Origin of the sequence: Paucidesulfovibrio gracilis DSM 16080, from assembly GCF_900167125.1 — a bacterium.
GTDB classification, from domain to species: domain Bacteria; phylum Desulfobacterota; class Desulfovibrionia; order Desulfovibrionales; family Desulfovibrionaceae; genus Paucidesulfovibrio; species Paucidesulfovibrio gracilis.
This window is the reverse complement of record NZ_FUYC01000025.1, coordinates 1-25,821: the sequence shown is the minus strand read 5'-3', so window position 1 is coordinate 25,821 and position 25,821 is coordinate 1. Positions and strand designations below refer to the sequence as shown.

Annotated in this window: 20 protein-coding genes; 7 read left to right on the top strand and 13 right to left on the bottom strand. The window is 61.8% G+C overall.

Features of this window, described 5'->3' with window-relative positions; genetic code table 11:
• Positions 1-211: 211 nt before the first annotated feature.
• The 4 genes from B5D49_RS13560 to def form a co-directional block, all read right to left on the bottom strand.
• A complete protein-coding gene (locus tag B5D49_RS13560; protein ID WP_078718256.1) occupies positions 212-1,576 on the bottom strand; it encodes a transcription antitermination factor NusB in 1,365 nt (454 codons plus the stop codon).
• Positions 1,577-1,629: 53 nt separating this feature from the next.
• Entirely contained in the window at positions 1,630-2,460 is an 831-nt protein-coding gene (locus B5D49_RS13555; RefSeq protein ID WP_078718255.1) for a DUF116 domain-containing protein, read from the bottom strand.
• A gap of 76 nt (positions 2,461-2,536) precedes the next feature.
• Entirely contained in the window at positions 2,537-3,502 is a 966-nt protein-coding gene (fmt, locus tag B5D49_RS13550; RefSeq protein WP_078718254.1) for a methionyl-tRNA formyltransferase, read from the bottom strand.
• Positions 3,490-3,987, bottom strand: a complete 498-nt coding sequence (gene def, locus B5D49_RS13545; protein ID WP_078718253.1) for a peptide deformylase — start codon at positions 3,985-3,987, stop codon at positions 3,490-3,492. The genes fmt and def overlap by 13 nt, the downstream gene beginning before the upstream one ends.
• 200 nt (positions 3,988-4,187) lie before the next feature.
• Between def and B5D49_RS13540 the strand changes: the two genes are divergently transcribed.
• Positions 4,188-5,378 (top strand): GGDEF domain-containing protein, encoded by a 1,191-nt coding sequence (locus tag B5D49_RS13540; protein WP_078718252.1) that lies wholly within the window; start codon positions 4,188-4,190, stop codon positions 5,376-5,378.
• Between the two features lie 42 nt (positions 5,379-5,420).
• On the opposite strand, the gene B5D49_RS13535 is transcribed toward B5D49_RS13540, so the two are convergent.
• The 4 genes from B5D49_RS13535 to B5D49_RS13520 form a co-directional block, all read right to left on the bottom strand.
• Positions 5,421-8,330 (bottom strand): DEAD/DEAH box helicase, encoded by a 2,910-nt coding sequence (locus tag B5D49_RS13535; protein WP_078718251.1) that lies wholly within the window; start codon positions 8,328-8,330, stop codon positions 5,421-5,423.
• Between the two features lie 37 nt (positions 8,331-8,367).
• A complete protein-coding gene (locus B5D49_RS13530) occupies positions 8,368-9,741 on the bottom strand; it encodes a sigma-54-dependent transcriptional regulator (RefSeq protein WP_078718250.1) in 1,374 nt (457 codons plus the stop codon).
• An 86-nt stretch (positions 9,742-9,827) separates the two neighbouring features.
• Positions 9,828-11,267 (bottom strand): ATP-binding protein, encoded by a 1,440-nt coding sequence (locus tag B5D49_RS13525; RefSeq protein ID WP_327083024.1) that lies wholly within the window; start codon positions 11,265-11,267, stop codon positions 9,828-9,830.
• Positions 11,268-11,271: 4 nt separating this feature from the next.
• Positions 11,272-12,615, bottom strand: coding sequence for a glucose-6-phosphate isomerase (locus tag B5D49_RS13520; RefSeq protein WP_078718249.1), 1,344 nt, complete (start codon positions 12,613-12,615; stop codon positions 11,272-11,274).
• 284 nt (positions 12,616-12,899) lie between these two features.
• Here B5D49_RS13520 and rlmN point away from each other — a divergent pair, with 284 nt between their 5' ends.
• From rlmN to ablB, 4 genes are all read left to right on the top strand, one after another.
• On the top strand, positions 12,900-13,943 hold the full coding sequence (gene rlmN, locus B5D49_RS13515) for a dual-specificity RNA methyltransferase RlmN (RefSeq protein ID WP_078718258.1): 1,044 nt from the start codon (positions 12,900-12,902) through the stop codon (positions 13,941-13,943).
• 115 nt (positions 13,944-14,058) lie between these two features.
• Positions 14,059-15,459 (top strand): sigma-54-dependent transcriptional regulator, encoded by a 1,401-nt coding sequence (locus B5D49_RS13510; RefSeq protein WP_078718248.1) that lies wholly within the window; start codon positions 14,059-14,061, stop codon positions 15,457-15,459.
• Between the two features lie 325 nt (positions 15,460-15,784).
• Entirely contained in the window at positions 15,785-17,104 is a 1,320-nt protein-coding gene (gene kamA / locus B5D49_RS13505) for a lysine 2,3-aminomutase (protein WP_078718247.1), read from the top strand.
• Positions 17,094-17,951, top strand: a complete 858-nt coding sequence (gene ablB / locus B5D49_RS13500) for a putative beta-lysine N-acetyltransferase (protein ID WP_078718246.1) — start codon at positions 17,094-17,096, stop codon at positions 17,949-17,951. The genes kamA and ablB overlap by 11 nt, the downstream gene beginning before the upstream one ends.
• A 93-nt stretch (positions 17,952-18,044) precedes the next feature.
• On the opposite strand, the gene B5D49_RS13495 is transcribed toward ablB, so the two are convergent.
• Positions 18,045-18,284, bottom strand: coding sequence for a hypothetical protein (locus B5D49_RS13495; protein ID WP_078718245.1), 240 nt, complete (start codon positions 18,282-18,284; stop codon positions 18,045-18,047).
• 299 nt (positions 18,285-18,583) lie between these two features.
• On the opposite strand from B5D49_RS13495, the gene B5D49_RS13490 reads away from it, so the two are divergent.
• The gene (locus B5D49_RS13490; protein WP_144019505.1) at positions 18,584-19,627 is read left to right on the top strand and encodes a glycosyltransferase family 9 protein; all 1,044 of its coding nucleotides are present in this window, start codon (positions 18,584-18,586) and stop codon (positions 19,625-19,627) included.
• A gap of 141 nt (positions 19,628-19,768) precedes the next feature.
• Positions 19,769-20,344 (top strand): NifB/NifX family molybdenum-iron cluster-binding protein, encoded by a 576-nt coding sequence (locus B5D49_RS15120; RefSeq protein ID WP_078718244.1) that lies wholly within the window; start codon positions 19,769-19,771, stop codon positions 20,342-20,344.
• Between the two features lie 474 nt (positions 20,345-20,818).
• On the opposite strand, the gene B5D49_RS13480 is transcribed toward B5D49_RS15120, so the two are convergent.
• The 4 genes from B5D49_RS13480 to B5D49_RS13465 all read right to left on the bottom strand — a co-directional run bounded on the left by B5D49_RS13480 (position 20,819) and on the right by B5D49_RS13465 (position 25,159).
• Positions 20,819-21,565 carry a FadR/GntR family transcriptional regulator gene (locus B5D49_RS13480; RefSeq protein WP_159447244.1) on the bottom strand — a complete coding sequence of 249 codons (747 nt, stop codon included), beginning with the start codon at positions 21,563-21,565 and terminating at the stop codon, positions 20,819-20,821.
• A gap of 269 nt (positions 21,566-21,834) precedes the next feature.
• The gene (locus B5D49_RS13475) at positions 21,835-22,887 is read right to left on the bottom strand and encodes a glycosyltransferase (protein WP_078718242.1); all 1,053 of its coding nucleotides are present in this window, start codon (positions 22,885-22,887) and stop codon (positions 21,835-21,837) included.
• Between the two features lie 16 nt (positions 22,888-22,903).
• A complete protein-coding gene (locus B5D49_RS13470) occupies positions 22,904-23,620 on the bottom strand; it encodes a class I SAM-dependent methyltransferase (protein WP_078718241.1) in 717 nt (238 codons plus the stop codon).
• Between the two features lie 195 nt (positions 23,621-23,815).
• Positions 23,816-25,159, bottom strand: a complete 1,344-nt coding sequence (locus tag B5D49_RS13465; RefSeq protein ID WP_078718240.1) for a glutamine synthetase family protein — start codon at positions 25,157-25,159, stop codon at positions 23,816-23,818.
• Positions 25,160-25,821 lie beyond the last annotated feature (662 nt).

Sequence of the window (25,821 nt, the reverse complement as noted above, 5' to 3'; positions counted from 1 at the left end):
CAGCCTGTGGTGCAGTCGTTTTCATCGTTGACCGCAGGGAAAGACGGGAAGCGGCCATCTGCGGCGTTGCCGCGAAAACTGCAAATCCTCGCGTAGTAGGCATACGCGAGGATTTGCAGTTGCTCTGGTCCGGGTTGTCCCCGAGTTGTCTGGTTGATCCCGGGAAATGCATCAGCGCTGCGCCACGCTGACGAATTATGCTTCAAAGGATTTATTTCGCATCGCTCTTGCGCAGCAACGCGGCATAGAAAAATTCCCCCCAGGGCGCGTCCGGTGCCGTAGTCCACTCTGTTTCCAGCGATGCCCGGTCATGGTCGGCCAAAAACGCGGCCACCTGCCGTTCGTTCTCATCCGGATTCAGGGTGCAGGTCAGGTAGGCCAGCACCCCGCCGCGCGGCAACCGTTTCCAGGCATTGACCAACAGATTGGCCTGCAACTCCACTAACGTGTCCACATCCTCTTCCCGCCGTTTCCATTTGATGTCGGGCCGACGGGCCAGGGTGCCAAGGCCCGAGCAAGGCGCGTCCAGCAGGATGGTGGCCGGAGTTTCGTCAAAGGGTGGCCGGTCCAGGGCCGAGGCCACCAGGGCCGGAATGTCGGGCAGTTCGGTACGCAAAGCGCGAATGCGTCCCCTATGGATGTCCGAGGCCTGCACGGATTTGCCCAGCTCCGCCAGAATGCGGGTTTTGCCGCCCCGTCCGGCACAAGCATCCCATACGGGTTCGGGCCAGTCCGCCGGGCTGAGGGCAAGCAAGGCTTTGCGGCCTGCAAAACTTTGGCGCACCACGGCGCCGTCCACGGGCAGTTCGGGATGCGACCCCGGCGCAAAGGCCACACCCAGCCCTTGCGCGGCCAGGCAACCGGGTTGATCCGCCAATTGCGCGGCCACGTCCCGGGCATCTGGCCGCTGATGCACCACCGCGAACCCGGCGGCCGGGGACTGGATTTGAGCCTCCAACAATTGCTGCGCTGTTTTCGGGCCGTATTCCTCCAACCAGAGTTCCACAATCCAAAGCGGACAGGCGAATTGCCGCGCCAGGGTTTCGGGGTGCCCTTCCGGGCCGAAAAATCCCGGTTCAAAGGGGTGTTCCGCCAGGGCCGCCACCTTACGCAACACTGCATTGGCCAGTCCGCCCAGGGGCTTGCCGCCCACGGCGCGCACCGCGTCCACGCCCCAGTTCACCGAGGCCCGGGCCGGAACGCGATCCAGGTGCAGCAGTTCATAGGCGGCCACGGTCATGGCGGTGACGGCGCGTTCGGGCAGACCATCGGGCCGGTCCAGAAAGCGGCCCAAGATATATTCCAACCGGGTTTTGCAGCGCAGCACGCCGTAAAAAATTTCCGTGGCCAGGGCCGCATCCCGGGCGGAAAGCCCGTTGTTTTCCGCCTGACGCAGGGCGCGGTCCAGGGCGGCTTGCGCGTCCATGCCTTGTCCTGCCTCGCGGGACCGGGAAGCCTCGGCAGGCAGGCAACGGTCCAGTGCGTCCAGCGCCACGGCACGGGCCGGGGGCAGCGGGGTGGGCTTGGAGGGGTTTTGGGCAGTGGAACGGGGTTTTCTGGTCGGTTTACCGGGCATGGAATGTCCTTGGAAAAAAGATGATTCCCGGAACAATACTCCGGGCGGGAGGCTCAGGACCGGGCGCTTCCGGCCGTGGAAATGGCCTGGCCGCGTCCTTTGCCGTCAGCGGAAGCAGCGCCGGGAAGGTAGGCCGGATCCAAAAAACGCAGGATGGCCTGCTCCACACGGAACAGGGACACGGTGGTGTCCAGGCAGGGACCGTTGGGGCGTTCGTTGAGCACGCCATACACGGGCAGGGGGTAGGTGTCCTGAATACCGCTGGAAAGGTCGCGTTCGCAGGCCACGGCAATGATCATGCGGGGCCGTTTTTGCACCACAATGCGCCGGGCCACGGTGCCGCCCGTGGCAATGGCCAGATGCACGCCGTATTTGTCGTGCAGTTCGAGCAGCCCTTTGAGCGGGCATTTGCCGCAGCGTTTGCAATTGTTGATGTCGTAGGTCAGGCGCATGTCGCAACGGCTGTTTTGCAGGCAATGGGGCATGAGCAGCAGAATCTGGTCCGGCCGATAGCGTCCGGTTCCCGAGAGCACCATTTCATTGTTCACGTTGATGAACGAGGAGCGCACCCGCTCCTTGCTGATGCCCACGGCCTTGCCCAGCAGGACCATGAGCGGCAGAAAGAGCTTGACCGTGATGCCGCGCAGCCGGCCTGTGCCGGGCATGGGGCGGCCGGTCCAGACGTTGACCACCAGCCCCAGGGCGGCCCAGCCGATGAGCAGCATAACCGCGCCCAGAACCGCGCCCCAGATCCATTTCAACCAGGGATGGATATTGTCCAGACCCACGTAAGGCACTACCCAGAGCACCACGAGAGCCAATCCCAGCAGGACGCAGGAACCGGCGATCAGGCCGATGAAAAGTCGTTTTTTGGGTGTGGCCATGCTCGTGGGCTCGTATTTTGTTTCCGGCGGCGCAGGGCCGTGCCGGGTCTGGCGCGGCGGCTCGGCAATGCCTGAGCTACGCGCAAATGTTCATGTATCCGCAACAAAAGGCGGTGGCGTCCATTTCCCGTTTGCCTTGGGGTTTGACTCCGGGGGTCAGGTAGACTCTATCCGCGCAGGCAATGGCCAGCAGCCCTTCTTCCTCGCCCAGAATGGCTCCCGGCTCGGCCTCGTTCGGCTCGAGTTCCCGGCCCGGGCGGCCCGGGAGCACGTTCAGGCGCAAGGGGTCGCCGCGGCCGGTCCAATGCCAGTAGGCACCGGGCCAGGGGTGCATGGCGCGGATATGGCTGTGGATGGTTTCCGCGGGCCGGTTCCAGTCCACCTCGCCTTCTTCCTTGCGGAGTTTTTCCGCGTGGGTGGCCCGGTCATGATCCTGGGGAATGCTCGCCAGGGCACCGTGTTGCAGCCGTTCCAGGGCTTCCACGATCAATGTTCCGCCCTGTACGGCCAGTTCGTCGTGGATGTCCCCGGCGTGCTGTTCGTAGCCGATGCGCAGGGCGCGTTGCAGCAGGATGGGACCGGAATCCAGCCCGGCTTCCATGCGCATGATGGTGGTGCCGGTTATTTCGTCCCCGTTCTGGATGGCGCGCTGGATGGGCGCGGCTCCCCGGTATTGCGGAAGCAGCGAGGCATGCACGTTGATGGGCATGAGCCGGGGAACGTCCAGCACGGCTTGGGGTAGAATCAGGCCGTAGGCCGCCACCACAAGCACGTCGGGCCGCAGGGAGGCCAGTTCGGCCAGGGATTCGGGCGTGCGGAAATGTTCCGGCTGGTACACGGGCAGCCCGAGTTCCAATGCCTTGATTTTTACGGCGCTGGGGCGGCACTTGCGTCCGCGTCCGCAGGGCCGGTCCGGCTGGGTGTAAACCCCGGCCACATCGCAGCCTTCCCAGTTTGCCAGGGCATCCAGGATCGCCGCCGCGAAGTCCGGCGTACCCATAAAGACCACGCGGAGCGGTGCATGTGAGGTTACTTCTTCCATTTCTTCACTTTCTTCTGGTACATGGACCGCTTCAGGCGACCGGCCCGGTCCACGATGGTTTTTCCGTCGAGGTGGTCGATTTCGTGCTGGAGAATGATGGCCAGCAGGTCGTCCGCGTCAATGCACACGTCGTTGCCGTCCTGGTCCATGCCTGTGACGCGTACTTTTTCACTGCGCTTCAGCGTGACCTGAAATCCGGGGCAGCTCAGGCAGGCTTCCGGGGAATCCACCTCGCCTTCGCGGGCCACGATTTCCGGATTGATGATGACGTGCAGTTCCTTACGCTTTTTTGGTCCGGTGCGGTCCACGGTGATGAGCCGGATGTCCTTGCCCACTTGGGGGGCGGCCAGCCCAACGCCGTCGCCCTCATACATGGTTTCCACCATATCGTCGATCAGCTGACGAAGCTCCGGGGTGATCTCTTCCACGCGCTCGCAGTCGGTGGAGAGCACCTCATCGGGATATGTTACGATGTCCAGTTTCATATGTCGTCCTCCGAAGCCCAAGATAACCACGCCGACGCGATTTGGCAAAGATTTGTGCAAGCCGCTCCCGCCTCCCGTTCTGCGGGGGTTGCGGGCCGTTTCGTGTCAATGAATCTCCGGTCTTGTTTTGCACCGGCCTTGCCCTGGCCATGCAAGATGGGTAGGGTATCTGGTCCCCCTGTGCCCCTGGAGGAAAAATAATGCCCCTGCGAATCGATACGTTCACCATCATTCTCGCCCTGTTTCTGGGCAATCTCCTCTCTGTGCTGCTGGTCTGGGTGTACGGGCGGCAGCGAACCACCTACCTTGCCCACGCCACCTTTGTTGCGGGCAAGTTGTTTCAGGCCGTGGCCTGGCTGCTGCTTGCCGGGCGTGGCACCCTGCCGGACCTGGTTACCTCGACAATAGCCAATCCGCTGATTTTTCTCGGTTTCGCTTTGGAAGCGCATGCGGTCACCAGCCTGTGGCGACCGCACGGCAGGAAGTTGCTGGCCAAATTCCTGGCGGCCGTGGCTCTGGGGTCCGTGCTTTTCATATTGCTGGAAGGGCAGGACAGGAATCTGCGCGTGATCATGGGGGCTTGTTTCGCCGCGCTGCTGTATTTTGTTCCGGCCCTGAGCCTGTTGCGACCCGACCACTATACGCCGCTTCGCCGCACCATGGGCGTGCTGTATCTGCTCTCCTCCCTGGGATTGCTGTATCGCTCCCTTGCCGCGGCCATGTCGGAGTTCCATTTTGCGCTGTTTACACCTGCCATGACCGCGTCGGTATCGTTTTTGCCCACGTATCTGCTCATGCTTTTGGGCAGCGTGGGATTTTTATTGCTCTGCAAGGAGCAGGACGACGCTGAACTGCAACGCGCCGCCACGCGGGACGGACTGACCGGTTTATGGAACCGCAACGCCTTTTTGGAACAAACACAACGTCTTCTGGATCTTGTCCATCGGGAGGGCCGCGCCAGCTCCCTGCTGATGATGGATTTGGATCATTTCAAAAAAATCAACGACACCTTCGGCCACAGCATGGGCGATCAGGTGCTGGTGGACTTCAGCCAGGTGGTGGGGCAGCAGTTGCGCCGCTCGGATTTGTTCGGCCGCTACGGCGGGGAGGAATTTGTGGTCTTTTTGCCCCATGCGGACGCGATGACTGCCCGGAACATTGCGGAGCGGCTTCGGGTCGCGGTGGAGGGGAGGCGTCTTGCCACGCCCGGGGGACGCATGATTCAGTATACCGTGAGCATCGGCAGTTGCACCTCGGATCCCGAGGAATTGCCGGATCTGGAGACCATGCTCCGGGCCGGGGACCATGCCCTGTACGTGGCCAAGGATATGGGCCGCAACTGCGTGGCCCAATGCGGCGGCGGGGAATTGCCGCCCCTGGATGAGGAGTAGGATGCTCTTTTCGGTCATTTAAAACGCCGGGCGCGTTGGCCGCTACCACTCCACAGGCAGGCGCACGGTTTGCTTGGCCTTGTTCGTAAAAAACACATGCCGGTGTTCCCGCCCATGCAGGTACAGGTCGCGGGTCACGGCCACATCCTGACGGCAATATTCCGTAATCAGATCAAGTCTTCCTTCCTTCCACCATTGCAGCGCCTGTAATCCGTCCGCGCTCTTGGCCGCGCTCAGCGTGGCCTGGGCCAGATTGTCCAGTTTGACCCGGTATCCCAGGCGGTTGTGCACATGCACCAGCAGGTCCAGGGTGGGCAGTGTGTGGAACGGAAAGTCGCTCAATCCGGTAAGCACGGAGTAGTCGAATTTGAGGATATTGAATCCGATGGTCAGATCCAGGGTTTGCAGATGCTGCACCAGCTCGCCTATCTGGTGCTCCTCGTAGTCAAAAAAACGGTCCTCCGCAGAATCATACAGTACGGCAATGGAAACGCCCATGAGCTTGGCCCGGTTCCAGCCGCCCACTTCCTGGGCCGAACGGCGGGTCTCAATATCCAGTACGCCAAAGCGTTTCGGATCAACGACAGGCATGGTTTCCTCCTTGGGTTGCGCGGCAATACGCGGGGCGGGCGGTGGCGCGGGACGGTCCAGCAGCCGGGCGCTGAGGAACAGGGCCGCGGCCTTGTCCATGGGGCGGTTGCCCGAACCGCATTTGGGGGAATGCACGCAACTGGGGCAGCCCAATTCGCATTCACAGCCCGCAATGGTCTGATGCGTGGAGCGCAGCAGCTCCTCGGCCTTGGCAAAGGCCTGGCGCGACAGTCCGGCTCCTCCGGGCAGGCCGTCGTAAATGAACACGGCCGAGCCGCCCACCTGGGGATGCATGGGCGTGGAAATGCCGCCCAGGTCATTGCGGTCCGTGAGCACGAGCAGGGGCAGGATGCCGATGGCCGCGTGTTCCAGGGCATGAATACCGCCCATAAAATGCAAATATTCATCTTCGCAGTCGCGACGCAGCTCGTCCGGAATCAAAAACCAAATGCCTTCGGTTTCAAAGACCATTGGCGGCAGGTCCAGAGGCACCAGCCCGAGCATTCGGCCCCCGCGCACGCTGCGTTTTTCATAGCCGGTGATTTCTTCGGTGACCCGCAAACGGCCCAGATGCACCCGGGTGCCGCAAATCACGGTCTCCTGCTCCACTTCCAGAATTTCCGTGGTCTTGGAACCGCGAACCCGCGTGTACCAGCCCACGCTTTGGCGATGCGCGGTGACCACGCCCGCGTCCAGGTCCAGATCGTCCACAAGCCAGGGAGCGCCCCGGTGCAGGTACACGGCTCCGGGGTGGGTCTCCTTGCAGGCCCGATGTTGGTCCACGGTGCCGATTTCCTTATTCGTGTCCCGATCCTGGATGTGCATGGACCGCCCGGCTCCGCGCAGATCCACGTTGCGGTGGGGGCGTTTGCGCCGACCCACGATGCCCGTGACAATGGTCTCCGGCGAGCCGTCCCCGCCGGAGCGTTCGCGCACCACCTCGAACAGACGGCCCAGGGCCAGCATGGAGTGTACGGCCTGCTGCATGGGCTGTTCCTGTAGGAACGGCTCGCCCGGGCGCAATTCCATTTCCGCGGCCGCGCATTCCAGATGGCGGTCCAAAATGGCCGGGTTAAAGGGATTGAGCACCGCGTCTTCGGGCGGGCGGGAAAAAAAGTCGTCGGGATGACGCATGAAGTGCTGGTCCAGGGCGTCCTCCCCGGCCACAAGCACCACGGCGGACTCCTGCCCTGCCCGTCCCACACGGCCGCCGCGTTGCAGCGTGGCCATGACCGATCCCGGATATCCGGCCAGGATGCAGAGATCCAGACCACCGATGTCAATGCCCAGTTCCAGGGCCGAGGTGGAGATCACGGCCAGCAGTTCGCCCGAGGCCATGCGCTGTTCAATGCCGCGCCGTTCCTCGGGCAGAAAACCGGCACGGTAGGCGGAAATGCGTTCCCGGTATGAGCCGGACTGTTCCTGCACCCAAAGGGAGAGCAGTTCCGTGAGCTTGCGGGAGCGGGCATACACGATGGTGCGCAGGTTGCGGGCCAGGGCGGACCGCAGCAGTTGGATTACGGCCCGGGCCTCGCCTTCCAGTGGATTGAGAAAGACCATGTGCCGGGAGCTGGTTCCCGCGCCCGTACGGGTCACGTCGGTCACGTCGCGGCCTGTAAGCCGCTGGCAGAGCTGGGCCGGATTGCCCACCGTGGCCGAGCAGAAAAGAAAGACCGGATTCGCGCCCCAGGCCCGGCAGATACGCAGCAGCCGGCGAAAGACCATGGCCATGTGCGAACCCATCACGCCCCGGTAGGTGTGGACCTCGTCCACCACCACATGGGTCAGGTTGGCGAAAACCTCGGCCCATTTTTCATGGTTGGGCAAAAGGGAAAGATGCAGCATATCCGGGTTGGTCAGCAGCACATTGGGCGGATTGTCTCGGATTTTGCGTCGGAAATGGGGCGTGGTGTCCCCGTCGTAGATGGCAGCGGCAGGCGGCAGCCCCCCGGAAGTCCGCAAGGCCTGCGGCGGCAACAGGGCTGTTAGCTCTTGGAATCCTTTGAGCTGATCCCTGGCCAGCGCCTTGAGCGGAAAAAGATACAACGCGCGGGAGCCGGGATCGGCCAGGCATTGTTCCAACACGGGCAGATTATAGGTCAATGTTTTGCCGCTGGCCGTGGGCGTGGCCACCACCACGTCGCGCCCGGACCGGGCCAGGTTCAACGCCTCGGCCTGATGGGAGTAAAGCCGTTCAATGCCCCGGGCCGCCAGCACCGCACGCAGCGCCTTGGGCAGCGGCCGTGCCGGATCCGCATACCGGGCCGCCCCGCCTTGCAGCACGCGGTGGTGCGCCACCTGCCCGCCCAGGCCGGGAGCGGCCAGAAGCGCGTCAATGTATTCGGATACCCTGCTGGTCATGCAGCACGCAACGGTCCCTGGGAAGCCGGGACCGGTCCTATTTGGTGGTGAGCTTATACTTTTTCATCTTGTACTGGAGCAGGCTCTTGGAAATTTCCAACAGTTCAGCGGCCTTGACCTGCACGAAATCGCTACGCACCAGGGCGCGCCGCACCAGGGCCGCTTCGATGCGTTCCATGGTCTGGGCCAGATTGAGCTTGGTGGGCAGCAGGTCCACCGCGCTTTTGAGCTGGGTTTCCTCGTCCCGCAGCTCCGAGGGCAGTTCCTCCGCGTCAATGACCTCGCCCGAGGCCAGCACCACGCAGCGCTCAATCACGTTTTCCAGCTGGCGCACGTTCCCCGGCCATTCATAGGCGGAGATATAATCCATGGCCGCGGTGGAAAATCCTTTGATGGGCTTGGTGTTTTCCTTGGCGTATTTTTCCAGGAAAAAGGCGGCCAGCAGGGGAATGTCCTCACGCCGCTCGCGCAGGGGCGGCATTTCAATGCTGACCACGTTGAGCCGGTAATAGAGATCCTCGCGGAAATTGCCCTTTTGCACCTCGTCCAACAGGTTTTTGTTGGTGGCCGCCACCACGCGGATGTCCACCTCGATGGGATCGGCCCCGCCCACGCGCTCAAAGGTGCGTTCCTGGAGCACGCGCAGCAGCTTGACCTGGGTGTCCATGGAGATTTCCCCGATTTCGTCCAGGAACAGGGTGCCGTGGTTGGCGCTCTCGAACCGGCCTTTGCGCATGGCCGTGGCGCCGGTGAAGGAGCCTTTTTCGTGGCCGAACAGTTCGCTTTCCAGCACGCCGGGGTTCAGGGCCGCGCAGTTCACGGAGATGAAGGAGGCGTCCTTGCGGGGGGAGGCGTTGTGGATGGCGCGGGCCACCAGTTCCTTGCCCGTGCCGGACTCCCCGGAGATGAGCACCGTGGACTTGCTTGGCCCGGCCCGGTGGACCATTTCCAGCACGCTCTGCATGGCCTTGCCCCGGCCGATGATGTTGTCCGCGCCGAAGCGTTCCTGAATTTGCTGGCGCAGCAGGCGGTTTTCCTGCTGGGTACGGGCGAAGCGCGCGGCCTTGTCCAGGGAGAGGAGCAGCTCTTCGTTGTTGAAGGGCTTGGTGATGTAGTCGAACGCGCCGATGCGCATGGCCTCCACCGCGGACTCGATGGAGCCGAACGCGGTCATGATCAGCACCGGAATGTGCGGGTAGCTTTTTTTGACGTGCTCCAGCACGTCCTGGCCTGTCATGCCCGGCATCTTCATGTCCGTGACAATGACGTCCACCTCGGAATCCTCCAGGTAGGCCAGGCCCATTTCCGGATTGGAAAGGCCGGTCACGGAATAGCCCTCGTCCTCAAGCACGCTTTGCAGCACCAGGAGATAGTTTTTTTCGTCGTCCAGCAGCAGAATATTGGTGCTCATGTCGGTCCTCTTGCGGATTGCCGATGGTTGCGGATGTTTTGCGTTGGGTGTGGCGGCGCAGCTCCAGCGCCGGGCCTGCCCGGGCCTTAGTCGGACCGGGTCTCCCCTGCCGGGAAGATCACGTCCACGCGCGCGCCGCCGTCAAGGCCGCAGGACAGGGTCCATTGCGCGCCGTGTCCTTCCAGGATGCTGCCCACAATGGCCAGTCCCAGGCCGGTTCCGGTCTCCTTGGTGGTGAAGAAGGGATCCTTGAGCTTGTCGATATGCTCGGATGCAAAGCCCGGGCCGTCATCCATGAAAATGAGGTGCACCACGTCCAGCTCGTGGGCGCCGCTGATGGTGATGTTGCCCGCGCCGTCCAGCGCCTGGATGGAGTTGGACACGATGTTGTAGAAGGCGCGGTAGAGCTGGTCCTTGTCGCCGTGTACGGTAAGGCCCGGCTGGAGGTCGCTTTGAATGACCACGCCCTTGGCCGAGCATTCGTGCTCCAAGAACACGCTGACCTGTTCCACCACGCGGCCCAGATCCACTTCGCGCATGTGCGGCTGCTTGGGCCGGGCATAGTCCAGAAAATCCGTGACCACCTTGGAGAGGCGTTCGGATTCCTCGTGAATGGCTTCCAGCAGTCGGCTTTGGGAATTGCCTTCCTTTTTGGCCTTTTTGATCAAATGTTCGCTGGTGGAGCGGATGATGCCCAGAGGGTTGCGGATTTCGTGGGCCACGCCCGCCACCATGCGGCCCATGCCCGCCAGCTTTTCCTGCTGCATCAGCTCGCGTTCCAGGCGTTCCTTTTCTTCCATACGGATGGCGTTGAGCCGCTCGGTGCGGCGCAGCACGGTCATGATCACATAGAACAGCAGCAGGGAGGTCAGCAGGGCCGAGGCCACCACCAGCCGTTCAAAATTGACCACCTTGACGTATTCATGGGTGATGTCCTGGGTGAATTCCAGCACGCCCATGAGGTGGCCGGTGGGACCGCCGCTGAGGTTTTCCTCCGAGCGCAGGGGGTAGTAGGTGCGCAGTTTCATGGTGCCGGGCGGCATGTTGAAGTGCAGCAGCGCGCCCAGCCGGGAAATGCGGCTGTGCAGATCAAAGCTGTAGACCTGGTCCTGGAGGGCCACGTCCAGGTATTCGTTGCCCTCGCCCTTGGTCCCCACGATGTCCTTGGTGGTGGAGTAGGAGATGGTCTGGTCCAGGGAATAGATGCGTACTTCTTCCACGCGGAAGCTGTGGATGGTGGTGCGCACGGTCTGGTCCAGGCGCGTGGCCTGCTCCTCGTTCCGCAGCCGGATGCGCCCATAGCCTACCAGTGTGGGCAGGGTGAAGCGGGTGTAGATCTGGTGGCTGAGGTTTTCTGCCAGGAGCAGACTGAATTCCTTTTGTTTTTCCAGCAGGGTGCTCTCTGCGTAATTGGAGACGAAAAAGGAGAACCCCAGGTTGAAGACCAGGATCAGGAACAGGATGCTCCAGGAGAGCACCTTGACGAATTGCAGCGGCATGGACCGGCTTTCGGATGCGGGGGTCAATTCCCTAGAACTCCTGCTCGTTTCGTTGTGCGCCCAGGAAGGCGTCCAGTTCGGCCTTTTCCTTTTCCAGGCCGTCGGCTCCCAGGCGGGCCTTGGCCAGACGCTTGCCCAGCTCCACAGCGGGCTGGTCCACGGGATTGATGTCCATGAGCCAGCCGGTGAGCAGGGTGGCCGCGCCCAGCAGGGCGATGAGCTTTCCGGCCGCGCGCTGATCAGGCCGTGAAAGGCGCAGTTCCACCAGGGGCACGCCGCTGGCGCTCAGGGCCATGCGCGTTCCCAGGCCTTCGGCATGGATCAGTTCGCCGAAATCCTTGCCGCGTACATAGCCGAACGCGTCCGGCAGTTCGTTGGGGAACCGGGGACCGCGCGGCTGGGCCGGGCTGGTCAAAAAAAGGCAGGCCTTGTTGCGCGGACCGTCCAGGAACATTTGGTTCACGGAGTGCTGGTCCGTGACGCCCACTGCGGGAATGGGCTGACTGCCCTTGCCCCGTTTGCCCAGGCTCTCGGCCCAGAGTTGGGCGAACCAGTCGCCGAACCACGCCATGGGCGGAATGTAGGTGAAAAAAATCATTTCATCAAATCCCGCGTACATCAAGGCATTGGCCCAGACCGCCAGTTCAAAGGCGGGATGCGCGGCCAGGGCTTCGCCGTGCAGGTCCATGTCCGCCAGCGGCGCGGCCACCTCCCGGGCGCCTTCGGTCAGGGCGCGGCAGTCCATGCCCAGGAACAGGGCCGGAACCAGTCCCACGGCGGAAAGCACGGAATAGCGTCCGCCCAGGTTGTCGGGTACGGGCAAGGCGCGGATGCCCTGGTTGGCGGCCTCCTCGCGCAAAAAGCCCCGTGTGGCGTCTGTGACCAGCAGGGCGTGGTCCTTCCAGGCTTTGCCGAGCCGATCGCGCAACCACTCGCGCAGGATGAAATATTGGCCCACGGTTTCAATGGTGCCGCCGGACTTGGAAACCGTGACCACCACGGTTTTTTCCGCCGGCAGCCAGGCCAGATAGGATTCCAGGTCCGCGGGGTCCACGTTGTCCGCGATCCAGAGCCATGGTCCCTGGTGGCCGGGCCGGTCCTGGCCCGGGGCAAAGGCCTTTTGCAGGGCGCGCGCACCCAGGGCGGAGCCGCCGATGCCCAGCAGCAGCATATGGTCGAACCCGCGCAACCACGGCTCCAGCCGCCCCAATTCCGGCAGCAGGGCGCTCAGATAATCCATGCGCAAAAAGGGCAGCTTGCCCGTGTGCACTTCGTCGCGCAGGCGTTGGGCCAGTTCCGTGGCCCTGGCCCGATACTGGGCGTCGTCCATGTCCGCCAGCCCGGCATTGGTCCAGTCCAGCAGATCGGCTGTCATGGCGTCCTCCTTGGTTGGGGTGCGAGACCGTCCGAAACGGGGTCGAAATGGTTTCCTCACCGTGTATGCTACAAATCCCGCTTGATTCCAACCATGATAACATCCAGGCCGCGGCCGCCGCGCGGGTCCGGTCCGCGGCTGCCCGGAAGCTGTGTTTATAATAGCTTGTTTTTCCGGTGGTTGCCAATACGCGGAATTGCGCGGTTCGCCAAGGAACAAAAACCGCGACCTGTTCCGCGATTCCCCACTTGACACCCGCGCCCCCCCGCACCAATGTGCGGGCTATGCCGCCGATCAATCTTCTCGACCTTACCTATGACGGGCTGGAAGCCTTTGTGGTGCAAACCCTGGGATTGCCGCGTTTCCGCGCGGATCAGCTCTGGCGCTGGATGTGGCAAAAGGACGCCCGCCGCTTTGAGGACATGACCAACCTTTCCAAGGAGCTTCGCGCTGGCCTGCCCGAGCTGGCGTGTGTGCATTGGCCCGAAGTGGCCGAAACCCACCGCTCCAAGGACGGCACGGTCAAGTTTCTGCTTCGGCTGCATGATGACTGCCTAGTGGAAACCGTGCTCATCCCCAGCGTGCAGGGCCGCTATACCCAATGCCTGTCCACCCAGGTGGGCTGCGCCATGGCCTGCACCTTTTGCAATACCGGGCAGATGGGCTTTGAGCGCAACATGACCCACGGCGAAATTCTGGGCCAGATTCTGGTGGGCCGCCGTTTTTTGGTGGACCAAGGTCTGCCCGAGCTGCGCAATCTCGTGTTCATGGGCATGGGCGAGCCATTGAACAACCTGGACACGCTGCTGGATGTGCTGCGGACCATGAACAGCGACATCGGCCTGAACATTTCCTGGCGGCGGGCCACGGTCTCCACCGTGGGATTGCCCAAGCAGCTCGACATTCTCGGCCGCTCCGAGCTGGCCCTGCCCGCCATCTCCCTGCATGCGCCCACCCAGGAACTGCGCGCCCGGATCATGCCCAAGGCCGCCCGCGTCCCCCTGGATGAACTCATGGCCTGCCTGGACCGCTTTCCCATGCGGCCGCGGGAGCGCATCACCTTTGAATACCTGCTGCTCGGCGGGGTCAACGATTCTCTGGAGCACGCCCGCCAACTGGCGGACCTGCTGCAAAACCGGCGCTGCAAGGTCAACCTGATCGCCTACAACGCCACGGATGATGCGCCCTATCGCTCTCCGGACCGGCAACAGGTGGAGCGGTTTGAAAAGTACCTTTGGGATCGCGGCATGACCGCCACGATCCGGCGCTCCATGGGCGCGGACATCAAAGCCGCCTGCGGTCAGCTCAAGGCGGACCGCCTCAAATAATCCCGCTCTTGCGGAACGGCCATGCCGAAGCATTCTGCAAGATCCGGTTGAGCTGGGACCGGGTTTTACGTATCCTCACGCACCACGGGTCACACCAAGCAGCGGGAGCAGCGCCATGTCCGGAACCATCCTGATCATCGACGACGAAGAGGATATCCGTTTTTCCCTTCGCGGCATTCTGGAAGACGAAGGCCACGAGGTGCTGGAGGCGGGCAGCGCGGAAGCGGGCCTGGACATCCTGGCCGAACAGGGCGCGGACTGTCTGTTTCTGGACATCTGGCTGCCGGGTCGCGACGGCCTGGAGACTCTAGAGCAGGTGCGCGCCGATCAGCCCGACCTGCCCGTGATCATGATTTCGGGACACGGCACCATTGAAACCGCGGTCACGGCCTTGAAGAACGGCGCGTTCGACTTCATAGAAAAACCGCTCTCCCTGGACAAAGTGGTGACCATCTCCCGCAATGCCCTGGAGCTGGCGCGGCTGGCCGAAGAAAACCGCGCGCTCAAGGCCCGCATCGGCGAGCAGCATCCTGTGCGGCTCACAGGGGAAAGCCGGGCCATTCAGGATCTGCGGCGCGCCATTGAGCAGGTGGCCCCCACCAACGCCTGGGTGCTCATCACCGGGGAAAACGGCACAGGCAAGGAAATCGTGGCCCGCTCCATCCACGGCGGCAGTGCTCGGGCCGAAAAGCCCCTGGTGGCCGTGAACTGCGCGGCCATTCCCGAAGAACTCATTGAATCCGAACTGTTCGGCCATGAAAAAGGCGCGTTTACCGGCGCGGAAACCGCCCAGGCCGGAAAGTTTGAGCTGGCGGACAAAGGCACCCTGTTCCTGGACGAGATCGGGGACATGAGCCTCAAGACCCAGGCCAAGATCCTGCGCATCCTCCAGGAGCAGCGCTTTGAGCGCGTGGGCGGTCGCAAGACCATCCGCGTGGACGTGCGCGTCATTGCGGCCACCAACAAAGACCTGATGACTGAAATTCAGGAAGGCAACTTCCGCGAGGATCTCTATTACCGACTCAAGGTCTTTCCTCTGGAGGTGCCGCCCCTGCGCGACCGCGCCGACGACATCCCCCTGCTCATCCGCGATTTTCTGGATACCATCACCCGCGAACACGCCTTCAAGCCCCTGACCTTTGACCGGCATGCCATGGACGCGCTGGCCCGGCACTCCTGGCCCGGCAATGTCCGTGAACTGAAGAATTTCGTGGAACGCATGCTGATTATGTATTCCGGGCGGGACGTGGGCCTGGGCGAACTGCCCCCGGAAATCCGCGGGGAAGCGGACATCCGCGCTGTTTGCGCCGGGTGCCGCAATGCCGAGGCCGAAGCCTCGGAGGTGCCCGCCGGACCCGTGGACCTCAAGCAGGCCAAGGCCGAGTTCGAGGCCCGGTTGCTGGAGGCCAAGCTTCGCGAATATGAGGGCAACATTTCCCAATTGGCCAAGGCCGTGGGCATGGAACGCAGTTCGTTGTATCGAAAACTGCGGCTCTACGGCATTGAAACCGGCTGATTCTCTGTTTTTGCCCCTTTCGGGGGCATGATATACCCGATAGCTGCCCGGCGTCCCCCCTTGTGGCCTGCGTCCGCTCCCCGTACTCTTCGCGTATCAGTTCGCAGCCGTGGACTGCGCCGGGCATTGATTTCCCGATCGGGAAATTCCCCTCGCCCGTCAGCGCCTCCATTGGCTTTTCACCGGGAAACACGCAGCACTTCAACGAGCCGGAGCAGATCCGGCCCGCGAATCCTGCGCCGCGTCCGGGCGAACGGCCATGCCGCCTTCCTTTTCTATACTTGGCCTGTTTCGGCATGGCTCGCACCCCAACAAGGAGTAATGCATGCAGGGTATCAATGCGCAACAGAGGCAGGTGGCCCGCAGGGTGGACAAGGACGACTGGCGATCCAGCTGGATGGATTGGAAATGGCATGTGCGCCATTCCGTGCGCGACATCAGCAGCTTTGAAAAGCTGCTCGGCGTGCGCTTCCCGGACCTGGAACGCCGCGCCTTCTCCCGCACGGTGGATAAATTCCCCATGTCCGTGACCCCGTACTACCTCTCGCTCATCGATCCCGACGACTACGCCAACGACCCGGTGTTCCGCCAGGCGTTCCCCTCCCCCAAGGAGCTGGAAATCGGCCGGTTCGACATGACCGATCCCCTGCACGAGGATGAGGACAGCCCGGCTCCGGGCATCACCCACCGGTACCCGGATCGGGTACTCTTCCACGTCAGCAATCTTTGCTCCATGTATTGCCGCCACTGCACCCGCAAGCGCAAAGTGGGGGACGTGGATTCGGTTCCGTCCAAAAAGACCTTGCAGCAAGGCATCGAATACATCCGCAACACGCCCCAGGTGCGTGACGTCCTGCTCTCGGGCGGGGATCCCTTCATGCTCTCGGACGAGCGTCTGGACTGGATTCTCGGCGAGTTGAGCCGCATCGAGCACATCGAAGTGGTGCGCATCGGTACACGCATGCCCGTGGTGCTGCCCTATCGCGTCACCGACGATCTGGTCCACATGCTCAAGCAGCACCATCCGCTGTGGTTGAACACGCATTTCAACCATCCCCGGGAACTGACCGCTTCCAGCCGCACGGCCCTGAGCCGTCTGGCGGACGCGGGCATCCCCCTGGGCAACCAGAGCGTGCTGCTGGCCGGGGTCAACGATTGCCCCAGGCTGATCAAGACGTTGAACCACAAATTAGTCAAAAACCGCGTGCGACCCTACTACATCTATCAGTGCGACCTCTCCGAGGGGCTGACGCACTTCCGCACGCCCATTGCCAAGGGCATGGAGATCATGGAAAGCCTGCGCGGGCATACCAGCGGATTCGCGGTTCCCACGTATGTTGTGGACGCGCCCGGCGGCGGCGGAAAAATTCCCGTCATGCCCAACTATCTGCTCTCCTGGGGTACGAACAAGACCATTTTGCGCAACTATGAAGGCGTGATCACCACCTACGCCGAGCCGGAATCCTACGAGCCGCAGTATTGCGACCGCAATTGCACGGACTGCAATCTCCAGCTCAAGGAAGAGGACGCCGAGGAAAAATGCGTGGGCATTGAAAAACTGCTCTCGGACTGGGACGACACCCAGAGCCTGACCCCGGCGGAAAACGAGCGTATGGAACGGCGGACGGATCACGATGCAGCCTGATGTCATCGCCCGCATGGGTGAATCGTTGGTCCAACACGGCCCGCTCAACGGGCGGGCCTACCTCATGCACCTGGCTCCGCAGGATTGCCCGCGCATCATCAGCCGGCTGGACCGGCTGGCCGAGGACAACGGCTATACCAAGATCTTCGCAAAGGTTCCGGCCTCGGCCAAACAGGACTTCGAGGCTGCGGAGTATCGTGTGGAGGCCTGTGTGCCGGGGTTTTTCAACGGCAATGAGGACGGCTTGTTCATGGGCCGCTATTTTGCGGACTGGCGGCGGGTTGCCGCGGATGCGGAAATCCTGAAGGATGTGATCCGCACGGCAAAAGCCAAGGCAAGCCAGACCTCCGGGCGGAATCCGCTTCCCCCTGGATGGGAACTGGACCGGCTCGGTCGGCAACACACCCCGGATATGGCCGCTCTCTACAGCGCCGTGTTCGACTCCTATCCTTTTCCCATCCATGATCCAGCGTACCTGCGCGAGACCATGGAGAGCCATGTGCGGTATTATGGGGCGTTCCAATCCGGCCGCCTCGCCGCGCTCTGCTCCGCAGAAATTGACGGGGAAAACGGGTGTGCGGAAATGACCGACTTCGCCACCCTGCCGGATTTCCGGGGGCAGGGACTGGCCGCGCATCTGCTCGGGTTCATGCACGGCGATCTGGAGCAGAACAACGACGCCCTGAACCTCAAGACGCTGTTCACCATTGCCCGCGCCGCATCCTACGGCATGAACATCACCTTTGCCCGGGCCGGATACGAGTTTGCCGGAACACTGCCGAACAACACCCAGATTTCCGGCGGTCTTGAAAGCATGAATGTCTGGCACGCGCCCATGGGCGGCTGACCCAAAGAGAGAGACCGGCCTTCGGTGGTCCCCCCACGGGGTGCCGAAGGCCGTTTTTTTTTCTCCGGCCGGTATGCCGGGACACTGGAGTGGTTAATCTTCGGGATTGGTGAAGCGCTGGCCGATGATTTCCCCATCCTTGGGATTGGCTTCCACGCCAAGCCCCCGGGCCTCGCCGTGGCAGGCGAAGGTTTCGCCGCGCAGCTGCACATAGCCGGCGGAAAGTACGGTGGGATAGGGAATCTGCTCCCGCAGCTCCAGGAAGTCGATACGTTTGGGGAAGATCACGGGTACGGGGTCGCCGGAAAAGTCTTCAAACATGATGTACTTCATTTGATTCCTCCATCCCCTGCTGGGAGTTCCTGGCTGTGCGGCCTTTTGGAATAAAACTCCGTTGAAAAGTGCCTGCGGCGGCATTGCTGCCACGAATCCGGTACCCTGCCTTGCGCGCTGGTCCCCGAATGATCCGTCACGTCACGTTGCGCGCCGTTTTTTCGGCGTCCGCTTTTCCAACATCGAAAAAAGGCCGTCCGTGTTTTGTAGTCGGGTTGGCGCGGCATTTCAAGTGGTCGCGGACATGGTTCATCCCAAGTGTTGTCAGTCCGGTCCGGAGCGGGTAAGGATGGCGCGGTATGCGAGAAATTCAACGAATAGGCGTCTGGCAGACCGCGTTTTTGGGCGACGCCGTGCTCACTCTGCCGCTGCTGCAGGCCTTGCACGAGGCGTTTCCTGAAGCGGAGCTGCATTTTGTGGTGCGTGCGGGAGTGCAGGAGTTGTTTACGGCCCAGCCCGGCATCACCTCGGTAACGGGCTTTGACAAGCGCGGCACGCAGCGCGGGTTGGGTGCGGCCTGGGCCTTTGGCCGGACCATGGCGGCCCGGGAGCTGGATCTTTGGGTTTCGGCACACGCCAGCCTGCGCAGCGCGGTCACGGCCTTTGCCACGGGCGCGCCCATGCGCGTGGGCTATGCCGCGCCCCTGTATAACCGCATGGCCTACACGCACACCGTGCAGCGCGCCTTTGATCAATTCGACGAAATCGAACGCCTGTTGCGCTTGCTGCGCCCTTTGGATCTGGAACCCGCGTCAGGTGATTTTCCCTGGCCGGACATGGTGCTCCCGCCCTCGGCCGAGATCGAAGCCGAGGAGCTGCTCGGCTCCCTGCCCGGTCCTCTTTTGGGCGTGCATCCCGGTTCCACCTGGCCCACCAAGCAGTGGCCCGTGGAGTATTTCGCCCAGGTCGCGGCCACGGCCGTGGAAGCCGGAGCCACGGTGGTGGTTTTTGGCGGTCCGGGCGAGGAAGCGGATGCCGAAACCGTTGTGCGCGGTGCGGTGCAGGGGGCCGGTCGCGTGATCAACCTGGCCGGAGCCGTGAGTTTGCCGGTTCTTGCCGCGTGCATCCGCCGCCTGGATGCCTACCTGACCAATGATTCCGGGCCAATGCATTTGGCCTGGATGCAGCGCGTCCCCACATTGGCGCTGTTTGGGCCGACGGTTCGCGAGCTGGGATTCTTTCCGCGCGGTCGCACGGCCCATGTCCTGGAGGTGGCGGAGCTTTCGTGTCGCCCTTGCGGTTTGCACGGCCCGAAACGTTGCCCCCAGGGACATCACCGCTGCATGCGGGATATGCAGCCCGCTTTTGTGTGGGAGCATCTTGCGCCCATGCTTGGTGCGTAGACGCACCATTCTCCTGTTTTTTTTGTTCTTCGGGCGCAATTTTCGCCCTTTCCGTTTTTTTTATTTCCCACCACACTGAAATACTTTTAGTTTTTGTTTGGCACAGCCCCTGCATAGCTTCCTGCAAAACAGGAGGTGCGAATGATAATCGCAATCAGCAGCCAGGGACCGACCCTGGATCACGCCGTGGACCCGCGTTTTGGGCGGGCAGCCGGTTTTATTTTGTTTGATACGGAAAGCCGCGAACACCGCTGGCTCGAAAATACGGCCAATGCTTCCCAGGCGCAGGGCGCCGGTATCCAAACGGCCCAAGCAGTGGCCGAATCCGGAGCAAGCCTCGTGCTCACGGGTCGTGTCGGTCCCAAGGCGGAAGCCGCTTTGCAGCAGGGCAACGTTCGTATTGCCTTTTGCGCGGAAGGCACGGTGCGCCAGGCTCTGGAGCAGTTTGAAAAGGGCGGCTCTCAGGCTGCCGCGCCCGCGCAAGGCATGACCGCTGGTCCTGCGGGTCCGTCCGGTCAAGGCATGGGCGGTTGCGGTCGCGGCATGGGCGGCGGCGGTGGCCGCGGCATGGGCGGCGGCGGTGGCCGCGGCATGGGCGGCGGCGGTGGTCGCGGAATGGGCGGCGGCGGTGGTCGCGGTATGGGCGGCGGCGGTGGCCGCGGTATGGGCGGCGGCGGTGGCCGTGGCATGGGCGGCGGAGGCATGGGAAATCGCTGATTTCCTTCCGGCCGCTCCCTAAGGCCAGGTGTCGGCTCCCGGGCGGATTGGCGCTTCAGACAATCCCTTTCCTTTGCCGGGCATCGTCCATGCGGGCATCTGCCTGTCTATTTGCAACGTAACGACACATCATTGATTTTGATGTATTATCCTCCATGCGCCGTGTTTCGTGAATTGTTCCCGGAGCGCGGCGCTTCCCTACCTACAGAGCGGATCTCTTCATGCAACAACAGCCCGGTTATTTTGCCGGGCTGTTGCTCTTTTGGAATCTTGGCAATGGTTCGTCCTCCACACTACGCATCCCGGCAAAAAAAGCGCGCAGACATGACGCGTCGTACAGAACCGGCTTGCAAGCCGGAGCGATGTGGGCAGGCATGCCAAACAGCCCGGCTTGAAGGCTGTCCGGTGGATTGCCTTATCCGGGCTATTGGGTTGGAGCACCATCAGTGCAACCGTCGGCCATGGCCGGGGCGGTCAGTCGTCGGTGGAGTAGCGTAGCGGGCCGGTCAGCTCAATGCCCTGGCGCTTGGCACTGCTCATGAGGTGGGCGTACACGGCGGCGCGGGCGTCTTCCGGGGATTGACGCAGGATTGCGTCGTAAATCACCGAGTGCTCTTCCAGAACCATGCTGGCGCGCTTGAGATCCTTGTTGGACAGGGAGCGGGCTTCCTGCACGCCGCCAAGCATTTTTGAGGAAAGAAATTTAATAAAGCTGGTAATATATTCGTTGTGTGCGGCTTCGGCGATGAGGCAGTGGAACCGGTAGTCCGGCACCAGCCCGGAGGTTTTGTTCTCAATGGCCAGACGCATGTTTTCCAGGTAGTCGCGGAGCACGTCTACCTGCTCCTGGGTACGTCGCGCCGCGGCCAGGGCCGCGCTTTCGCCTTCCATTATCAAACGAAACTCAATGATCTGCGCACGTTCGCTCTTGGAGGAAAACGCCGACGGCAGGGTAAAGGTCTTGCGTGCGTCAATGCCGCGCACCACGGGTCCGCTGCCGCGCTTGGACTCGATCACGCCTTCGAATTTCAGGCGGGCCAGGGCTTCGCGTACCACGGTGCGGCTGACGTTGAAGGTATTGGCCAGGGACTGTTCCGAGGGCAACACATCGCCGGGCTTGAAGTCCCCGCCTTCGATCTGGCGCATTATGATGCCGGCCAGTTCCTCGGGCAAGGTTTGTCGTTTTCCGATCACAGGGGTGTCAAATTTGGTAACCGTCATAGAAAATTTATAGCCTTCACAAGAAAGTTGATCAAGTAGAAGTAAACACATTCGTCGGACACGGTGTGTTTGTCATACAAAGCAACGTGAGGCGTGTGTATGGCCTGATTTGCTCCAACAATCAACCCCCAAGATTTCGTCCGCAATTCGAAAACACGGAATGTTTGCCGACGAACAACAGTGCGAGGAAGAAAATGGACCGGAGGCGTCAGGGCAACACGCAGCAGCGCTGGAAACAATGCAGCGGCTTTCTGCCGGGTGACGTTTTGTTACAATCCGGCTTGCCGGGCCAGCCAGGATTCCAGGATGTCGGCCTGTTGCTCCAGATGAAAACCCGAGGCGCACGCGGTGCGGGCCTGCTCCTTGGCCTGCTGCAAAGCGTGATCCGGCAGGGTCAGCGCCGCTTCCAATACGGCCTGGAATTCATCCGGTCCTGCCTGGGCCGGGAGGAGGTAGGGATCCAGTTCCCTGGGCCAGACCTCGCGCACGCCGCCCACGTCCCGGCTCACGGGCAACAGCCCGCAGGCCATGGCCTCCAAAAGCGTGTTGGGCAATCCTTCGCTCACCGAGGCCAGCACAAAAATATCCGAACGGGCCAGCACCGATTCCACGTCGTTTTGAAATCCACTGAAGCGGACGCGTTCCTCCACGCCCAGGGTGCGGGCCAGGGTACGCAATTGGGCGTCGCGGTCCCCGGTCCCTACGATTTCCAGGATGCCCGGCGCTTGAACTTTGCGGAGCGCCTCCAGCACCACTTCGTGCCGTTTGGTGCCGATGAGCTGGGCCGTCATGACCAGGCGGCGGGGCGTGTGCGGCGGCGGACAGGCCGGGGAGGGAATCTTGCCGTTGAGGATCACGTGCACGTCTTCAGGCCGAACATACGGCAAAACGCGCAGAAAACCGTCGGCAATGAATCGACACGGGCAGAGAAACGCGGGTCGGATCCATTCATGCAGACGCCTGGTGCGCGGCTTGAGCGCAATGTCCTTGGGTAGGCCGATGCGCTGCACCACGGGAATGCCCAAAAGCCGTGCCGCAATGCCCGCGGTGTTCAAATCCTTGCCCACGTTGGTGATGAGCACGTCGATGCCCCGGGCGCGAAACGCGGCCGCAAACCGGGCAATGGCCAATGGATTGTAATCCGGACCAAAGGACACGGCCTGCCCATGGCCCAGCTCCTCCTGGCAGCGCTCCAAAAAAACGCCGGGCCTGGCCCAGACGAATTGTTCGTGTCCCCGCTTGTGCAGGCAACGGGCAAAGGTCAGGGACCAGGTTTTGACCCCGCCCCATTTGCGTGTGGAATTGACCCAGGCGACGCGCATGGCCGGTTTCTTCGGCTCAGGCCAGCAGGCCGCAGGCCACGACCTTGGAACGGAGCACGGGCTTGTGTTTCAAAATGAACCAGGAAATGTCGGGCGAAAACGGCAAGGAAAAGTCCTGCGTGCAGCAGAGGTCTTCCACATGCAGCCCGGCCCGGGTCATGACCTTGGCCAGGGTATAGGGGGTGAACCAATAGCGGTGATCCGTGTTGATTTCCTCAATGCCCTTCCAGCCCAGCTTGAAATTTTTGTAGTACAGGGCATTGGGTACGGTGATGATCATACGCTTCACCCGTTGGGCATAGCGTTCGCGGATGCGGCTTAGAAAGTGGACCGGATCATCCACATGCTCCAGAATTTCCCCCAGGATCATGTAATCCCAGTTTTCCTCCTCCAGGCCCGGGATTTCGTCCTCCAACAGGTCTGCGCAATGCAGATCCGCGATGCCCAGCTCGGTGCGGGCGAACTCCGTGGCCGCGCTGTTGATGTCAATGCCCATGCAGCGGTCAGCCACGTCCAGCATGGCCTGGTGCAGCCACTTGCCTTCCTTGAGCTTGGCCTTGATCATGCCCGCGCTGTGGTCGGCAAAGCCCACATGGATGATCTTTTTTCCCTGAATACGGGAAAGAATGTATGCAAACCGGGTTTCAGCCTGGCCCTTGCCGCCGAACCGAAATTTGCGGCCCGATTTGAAGCTGTCGCCTTCCAGAAATTTCCGATCCTCCGCACTGAACATGCCGCTCCCTCCATGCTGTGGATGGCGCACGGACCAAGTGCGTGCGCGCCGATATACAAGGTGTGCTCCCACATATTTGATTTATCGAAAAACGGCAACAAATCGGCCCGGGCGGGTGTTGCGCATCAAAAGAGCGACCCCCGCCGGAGCGGGGGTCTGATGACGAGAATGGCTGGAGGTTGGGGGATATAAAACCTACAGAATAGGCAGGTATTTATCCAATTCAAACTCCGTGACCTGGGTACGGTATTCGTCCCACTCGGCCAGTTTGTTTTCGACCAGGGCGTTGTGCAGGTGGTCGCCGAGCACTTCCTTCATGAACTTGGACTTCTTCAGAGCGATGGCGGCTTCGTACAGGGAGCCGGGCAGCGCCTTGATCTTGTTGCGCTTGAGCTGGCGCTCGTTCATGACGAAGATGTCTTCTTCCACGGGCGCGGCCAGGCTGTAGCCCTCGTCAATGCCCTTGAGACCGGCGGCCAGCATCACGGCAAAGGCCAGGTACGGGTTGGCGGCCGGATCCGGGCAACGCAATTCCATGCGGGTGGCCATTTCCTTGCCGGGCTTGTACATGGGCACGCGCACCAGGGCCGAACGGTTGCGGCGGGCCCAGGCGATGTACACGGGAGCCTCGTAACCGGGCACCAAACGCTTGTAGGAGTTGACCCACTGGTTGGTCACGGCCACAAACTCGGGGGCGTGTTTCAGGATGCCCGCGATGTAGCTCTTGCCTTCTTCGGAGAGATGATACTCGTCCGAGGCTTCGTAAAACACGTTTTTGCCGTTTTTGAACAATGACTGGTGAACGTGCATGCCGGAACCGTTCTCACCGAAGATGGGCTTGGGCATGAACGTGGCGTAGCAGCCGTGCTTGCGGGCGGTTTCCTTGACCACCACGCGGTAGGTCATGGCGATGTCGGCCATTTTCAGGGCTTCGGCATAGCGCAGGTCGATCTCATGCTGGGAGGGAGCCACTTCGTGGTGGGAGTACTCCACCTGCATGCCCATGCCTTCGAGAGCAAAGATGATTTCGCGGCGGATGTTGTTGCCCAGGTCCAGCGGCGGAGCGTCGAAATAGCCGCCACGGTCCAGAATTTCGGTGTCCTGGTCGTCGCCGAAGAGGAAGAACTCCAGCTCCGGACCAACGTAGGAGGTGTAGCCTTTTTCCGCGGCCTTGGCCAAAACCTTCTTCAACACAAAGCGGGAATCCGCTGCAAACGGAGTACCGTCAGGGCTGACCACGTCGCAGAACATGCGCGCAACAGGCCGCTCGCTGGGACGCCAGGAGCAGATCTGGAAGGTGGTGGGATCGGGCATGGCCACCATGTCGGATTCGTCGATGCGGCAGAAGCCGAGGATGGACGAACCGTCAAAGCCCATGCCTTCCTCAAAGGAGGCTTCCAGTTCCTTCGGCGTGATCTGGAAAGATTTCAAGGTGCCGAGGATGTCGACAAACCAGTACTGGATGAAGCTGACGTTGTAGTCATTGACGGCTTTGAGTACGTCGTCGGCGTTCTTGCAATCAAAGACAGGGACATTCATTTGTTGGACCTCCAAAAGGGGTTTGTTGGTTCCTACTGTTTTCGGCGGTAGGCTTTTCTCTAATCAAGTTCGATGCCAATACGCCTATTTTCAATAAATTCATGCTGTTTTGTTCGGAAAGCCGCAATCGGTGCGAAAGCGCGTACCGCTATTTTGCTAAAATTGTCATAAAACCACATGGGATTGTCCCCAAGGAGTACAATTTTGTCAACATCACGGACCAAAAAAAGCGGTTTCAATGCGGTTTGCCCCACAAAATTGTGAAGAAAATGTCCGAAATGGTCCTCGCGCGGACCGAATCAGCCATTTTTCGGTTGCTTCGTCAAGGGCTTTTCCCGGCGTTGGATTGGAAGCTGAAAAGCATTGCCTCCGGCGGCCAAAGGGTCCGCGACCCTTTGGAATCCCTTTTCCCGGTCTCGCGCTGCGCGCGGCCGGGGGCATGGGGTGGGATGGAGTTCGGGGAGTGGCAAGGCGGAGTAGCGCGGCGGCGTGTCGTTCTGTTGCCGCGATTTCCGGGATGGCTCCGCCCTCCCGAAACTCGCGGCAACGGTGCGCCCCCAAACAAAAGAGCGGCCTGGGCCGCTCTTTTGTTTGGGGAGGGGGGAAAGGGGGAGGGGGGAAAGGGAAAAAAACGATACCCGCGACAGGCCGCAGGCCTGGAG

Excerpts from the sequence above, each read along its gene's own strand:
- B5D49_RS13560 (WP_078718256.1), bottom strand. The coding sequence starts at position 1,576 with ATGCCCGGTAAACCGACCAGAAAACCCCGTTCCACTGCCCAAAACCCC.
- B5D49_RS13555 (WP_078718255.1), bottom strand. The coding sequence starts at position 2,460 with ATGGCCACACCCAAAAAACGACTTTTCATCGGCCTGATCGCCGGTTCC.
- fmt (WP_078718254.1), bottom strand. The coding sequence starts at position 3,502 with ATGGAAGAAGTAACCTCACATGCACCGCTCCGCGTGGTCTTTATGGGT.
- def (WP_078718253.1), bottom strand. The coding sequence starts at position 3,987 with ATGAAACTGGACATCGTAACATATCCCGATGAGGTGCTCTCCACCGAC.
- B5D49_RS13540 (WP_078718252.1), top strand. The coding sequence starts at position 4,188 with ATGCCCCTGCGAATCGATACGTTCACCATCATTCTCGCCCTGTTTCTG.
- B5D49_RS13535 (WP_078718251.1), bottom strand. The coding sequence starts at position 8,330 with ATGACCAGCAGGGTATCCGAATACATTGACGCGCTTCTGGCCGCTCCC.
- B5D49_RS13530 (WP_078718250.1), bottom strand. The coding sequence starts at position 9,741 with ATGAGCACCAATATTCTGCTGCTGGACGACGAAAAAAACTATCTCCTG.
- B5D49_RS13520 (WP_078718249.1), bottom strand. The coding sequence starts at position 12,615 with ATGACAGCCGATCTGCTGGACTGGACCAATGCCGGGCTGGCGGACATG.
- rlmN (WP_078718258.1), top strand. The coding sequence starts at position 12,900 with ATGCCGCCGATCAATCTTCTCGACCTTACCTATGACGGGCTGGAAGCC.
- B5D49_RS13510 (WP_078718248.1), top strand. The coding sequence starts at position 14,059 with ATGTCCGGAACCATCCTGATCATCGACGACGAAGAGGATATCCGTTTT.
- kamA (WP_078718247.1), top strand. The coding sequence starts at position 15,785 with ATGCAGGGTATCAATGCGCAACAGAGGCAGGTGGCCCGCAGGGTGGAC.
- ablB (WP_078718246.1), top strand. The coding sequence starts at position 17,094 with ATGCAGCCTGATGTCATCGCCCGCATGGGTGAATCGTTGGTCCAACAC.
- B5D49_RS13495 (WP_078718245.1), bottom strand. The coding sequence starts at position 18,284 with ATGAAGTACATCATGTTTGAAGACTTTTCCGGCGACCCCGTACCCGTG.
- B5D49_RS13490 (WP_144019505.1), top strand. The coding sequence starts at position 18,584 with ATGCGAGAAATTCAACGAATAGGCGTCTGGCAGACCGCGTTTTTGGGC.
- B5D49_RS15120 (WP_078718244.1), top strand. The coding sequence starts at position 19,769 with ATGATAATCGCAATCAGCAGCCAGGGACCGACCCTGGATCACGCCGTG.
- B5D49_RS13480 (WP_159447244.1), bottom strand. The coding sequence starts at position 21,565 with ATGACGGTTACCAAATTTGACACCCCTGTGATCGGAAAACGACAAACC.
- B5D49_RS13475 (WP_078718242.1), bottom strand. The coding sequence starts at position 22,887 with ATGCGCGTCGCCTGGGTCAATTCCACACGCAAATGGGGCGGGGTCAAA.
- B5D49_RS13470 (WP_078718241.1), bottom strand. The coding sequence starts at position 23,620 with ATGTTCAGTGCGGAGGATCGGAAATTTCTGGAAGGCGACAGCTTCAAA.
- B5D49_RS13465 (WP_078718240.1), bottom strand. The coding sequence starts at position 25,159 with ATGAATGTCCCTGTCTTTGATTGCAAGAACGCCGACGACGTACTCAAA.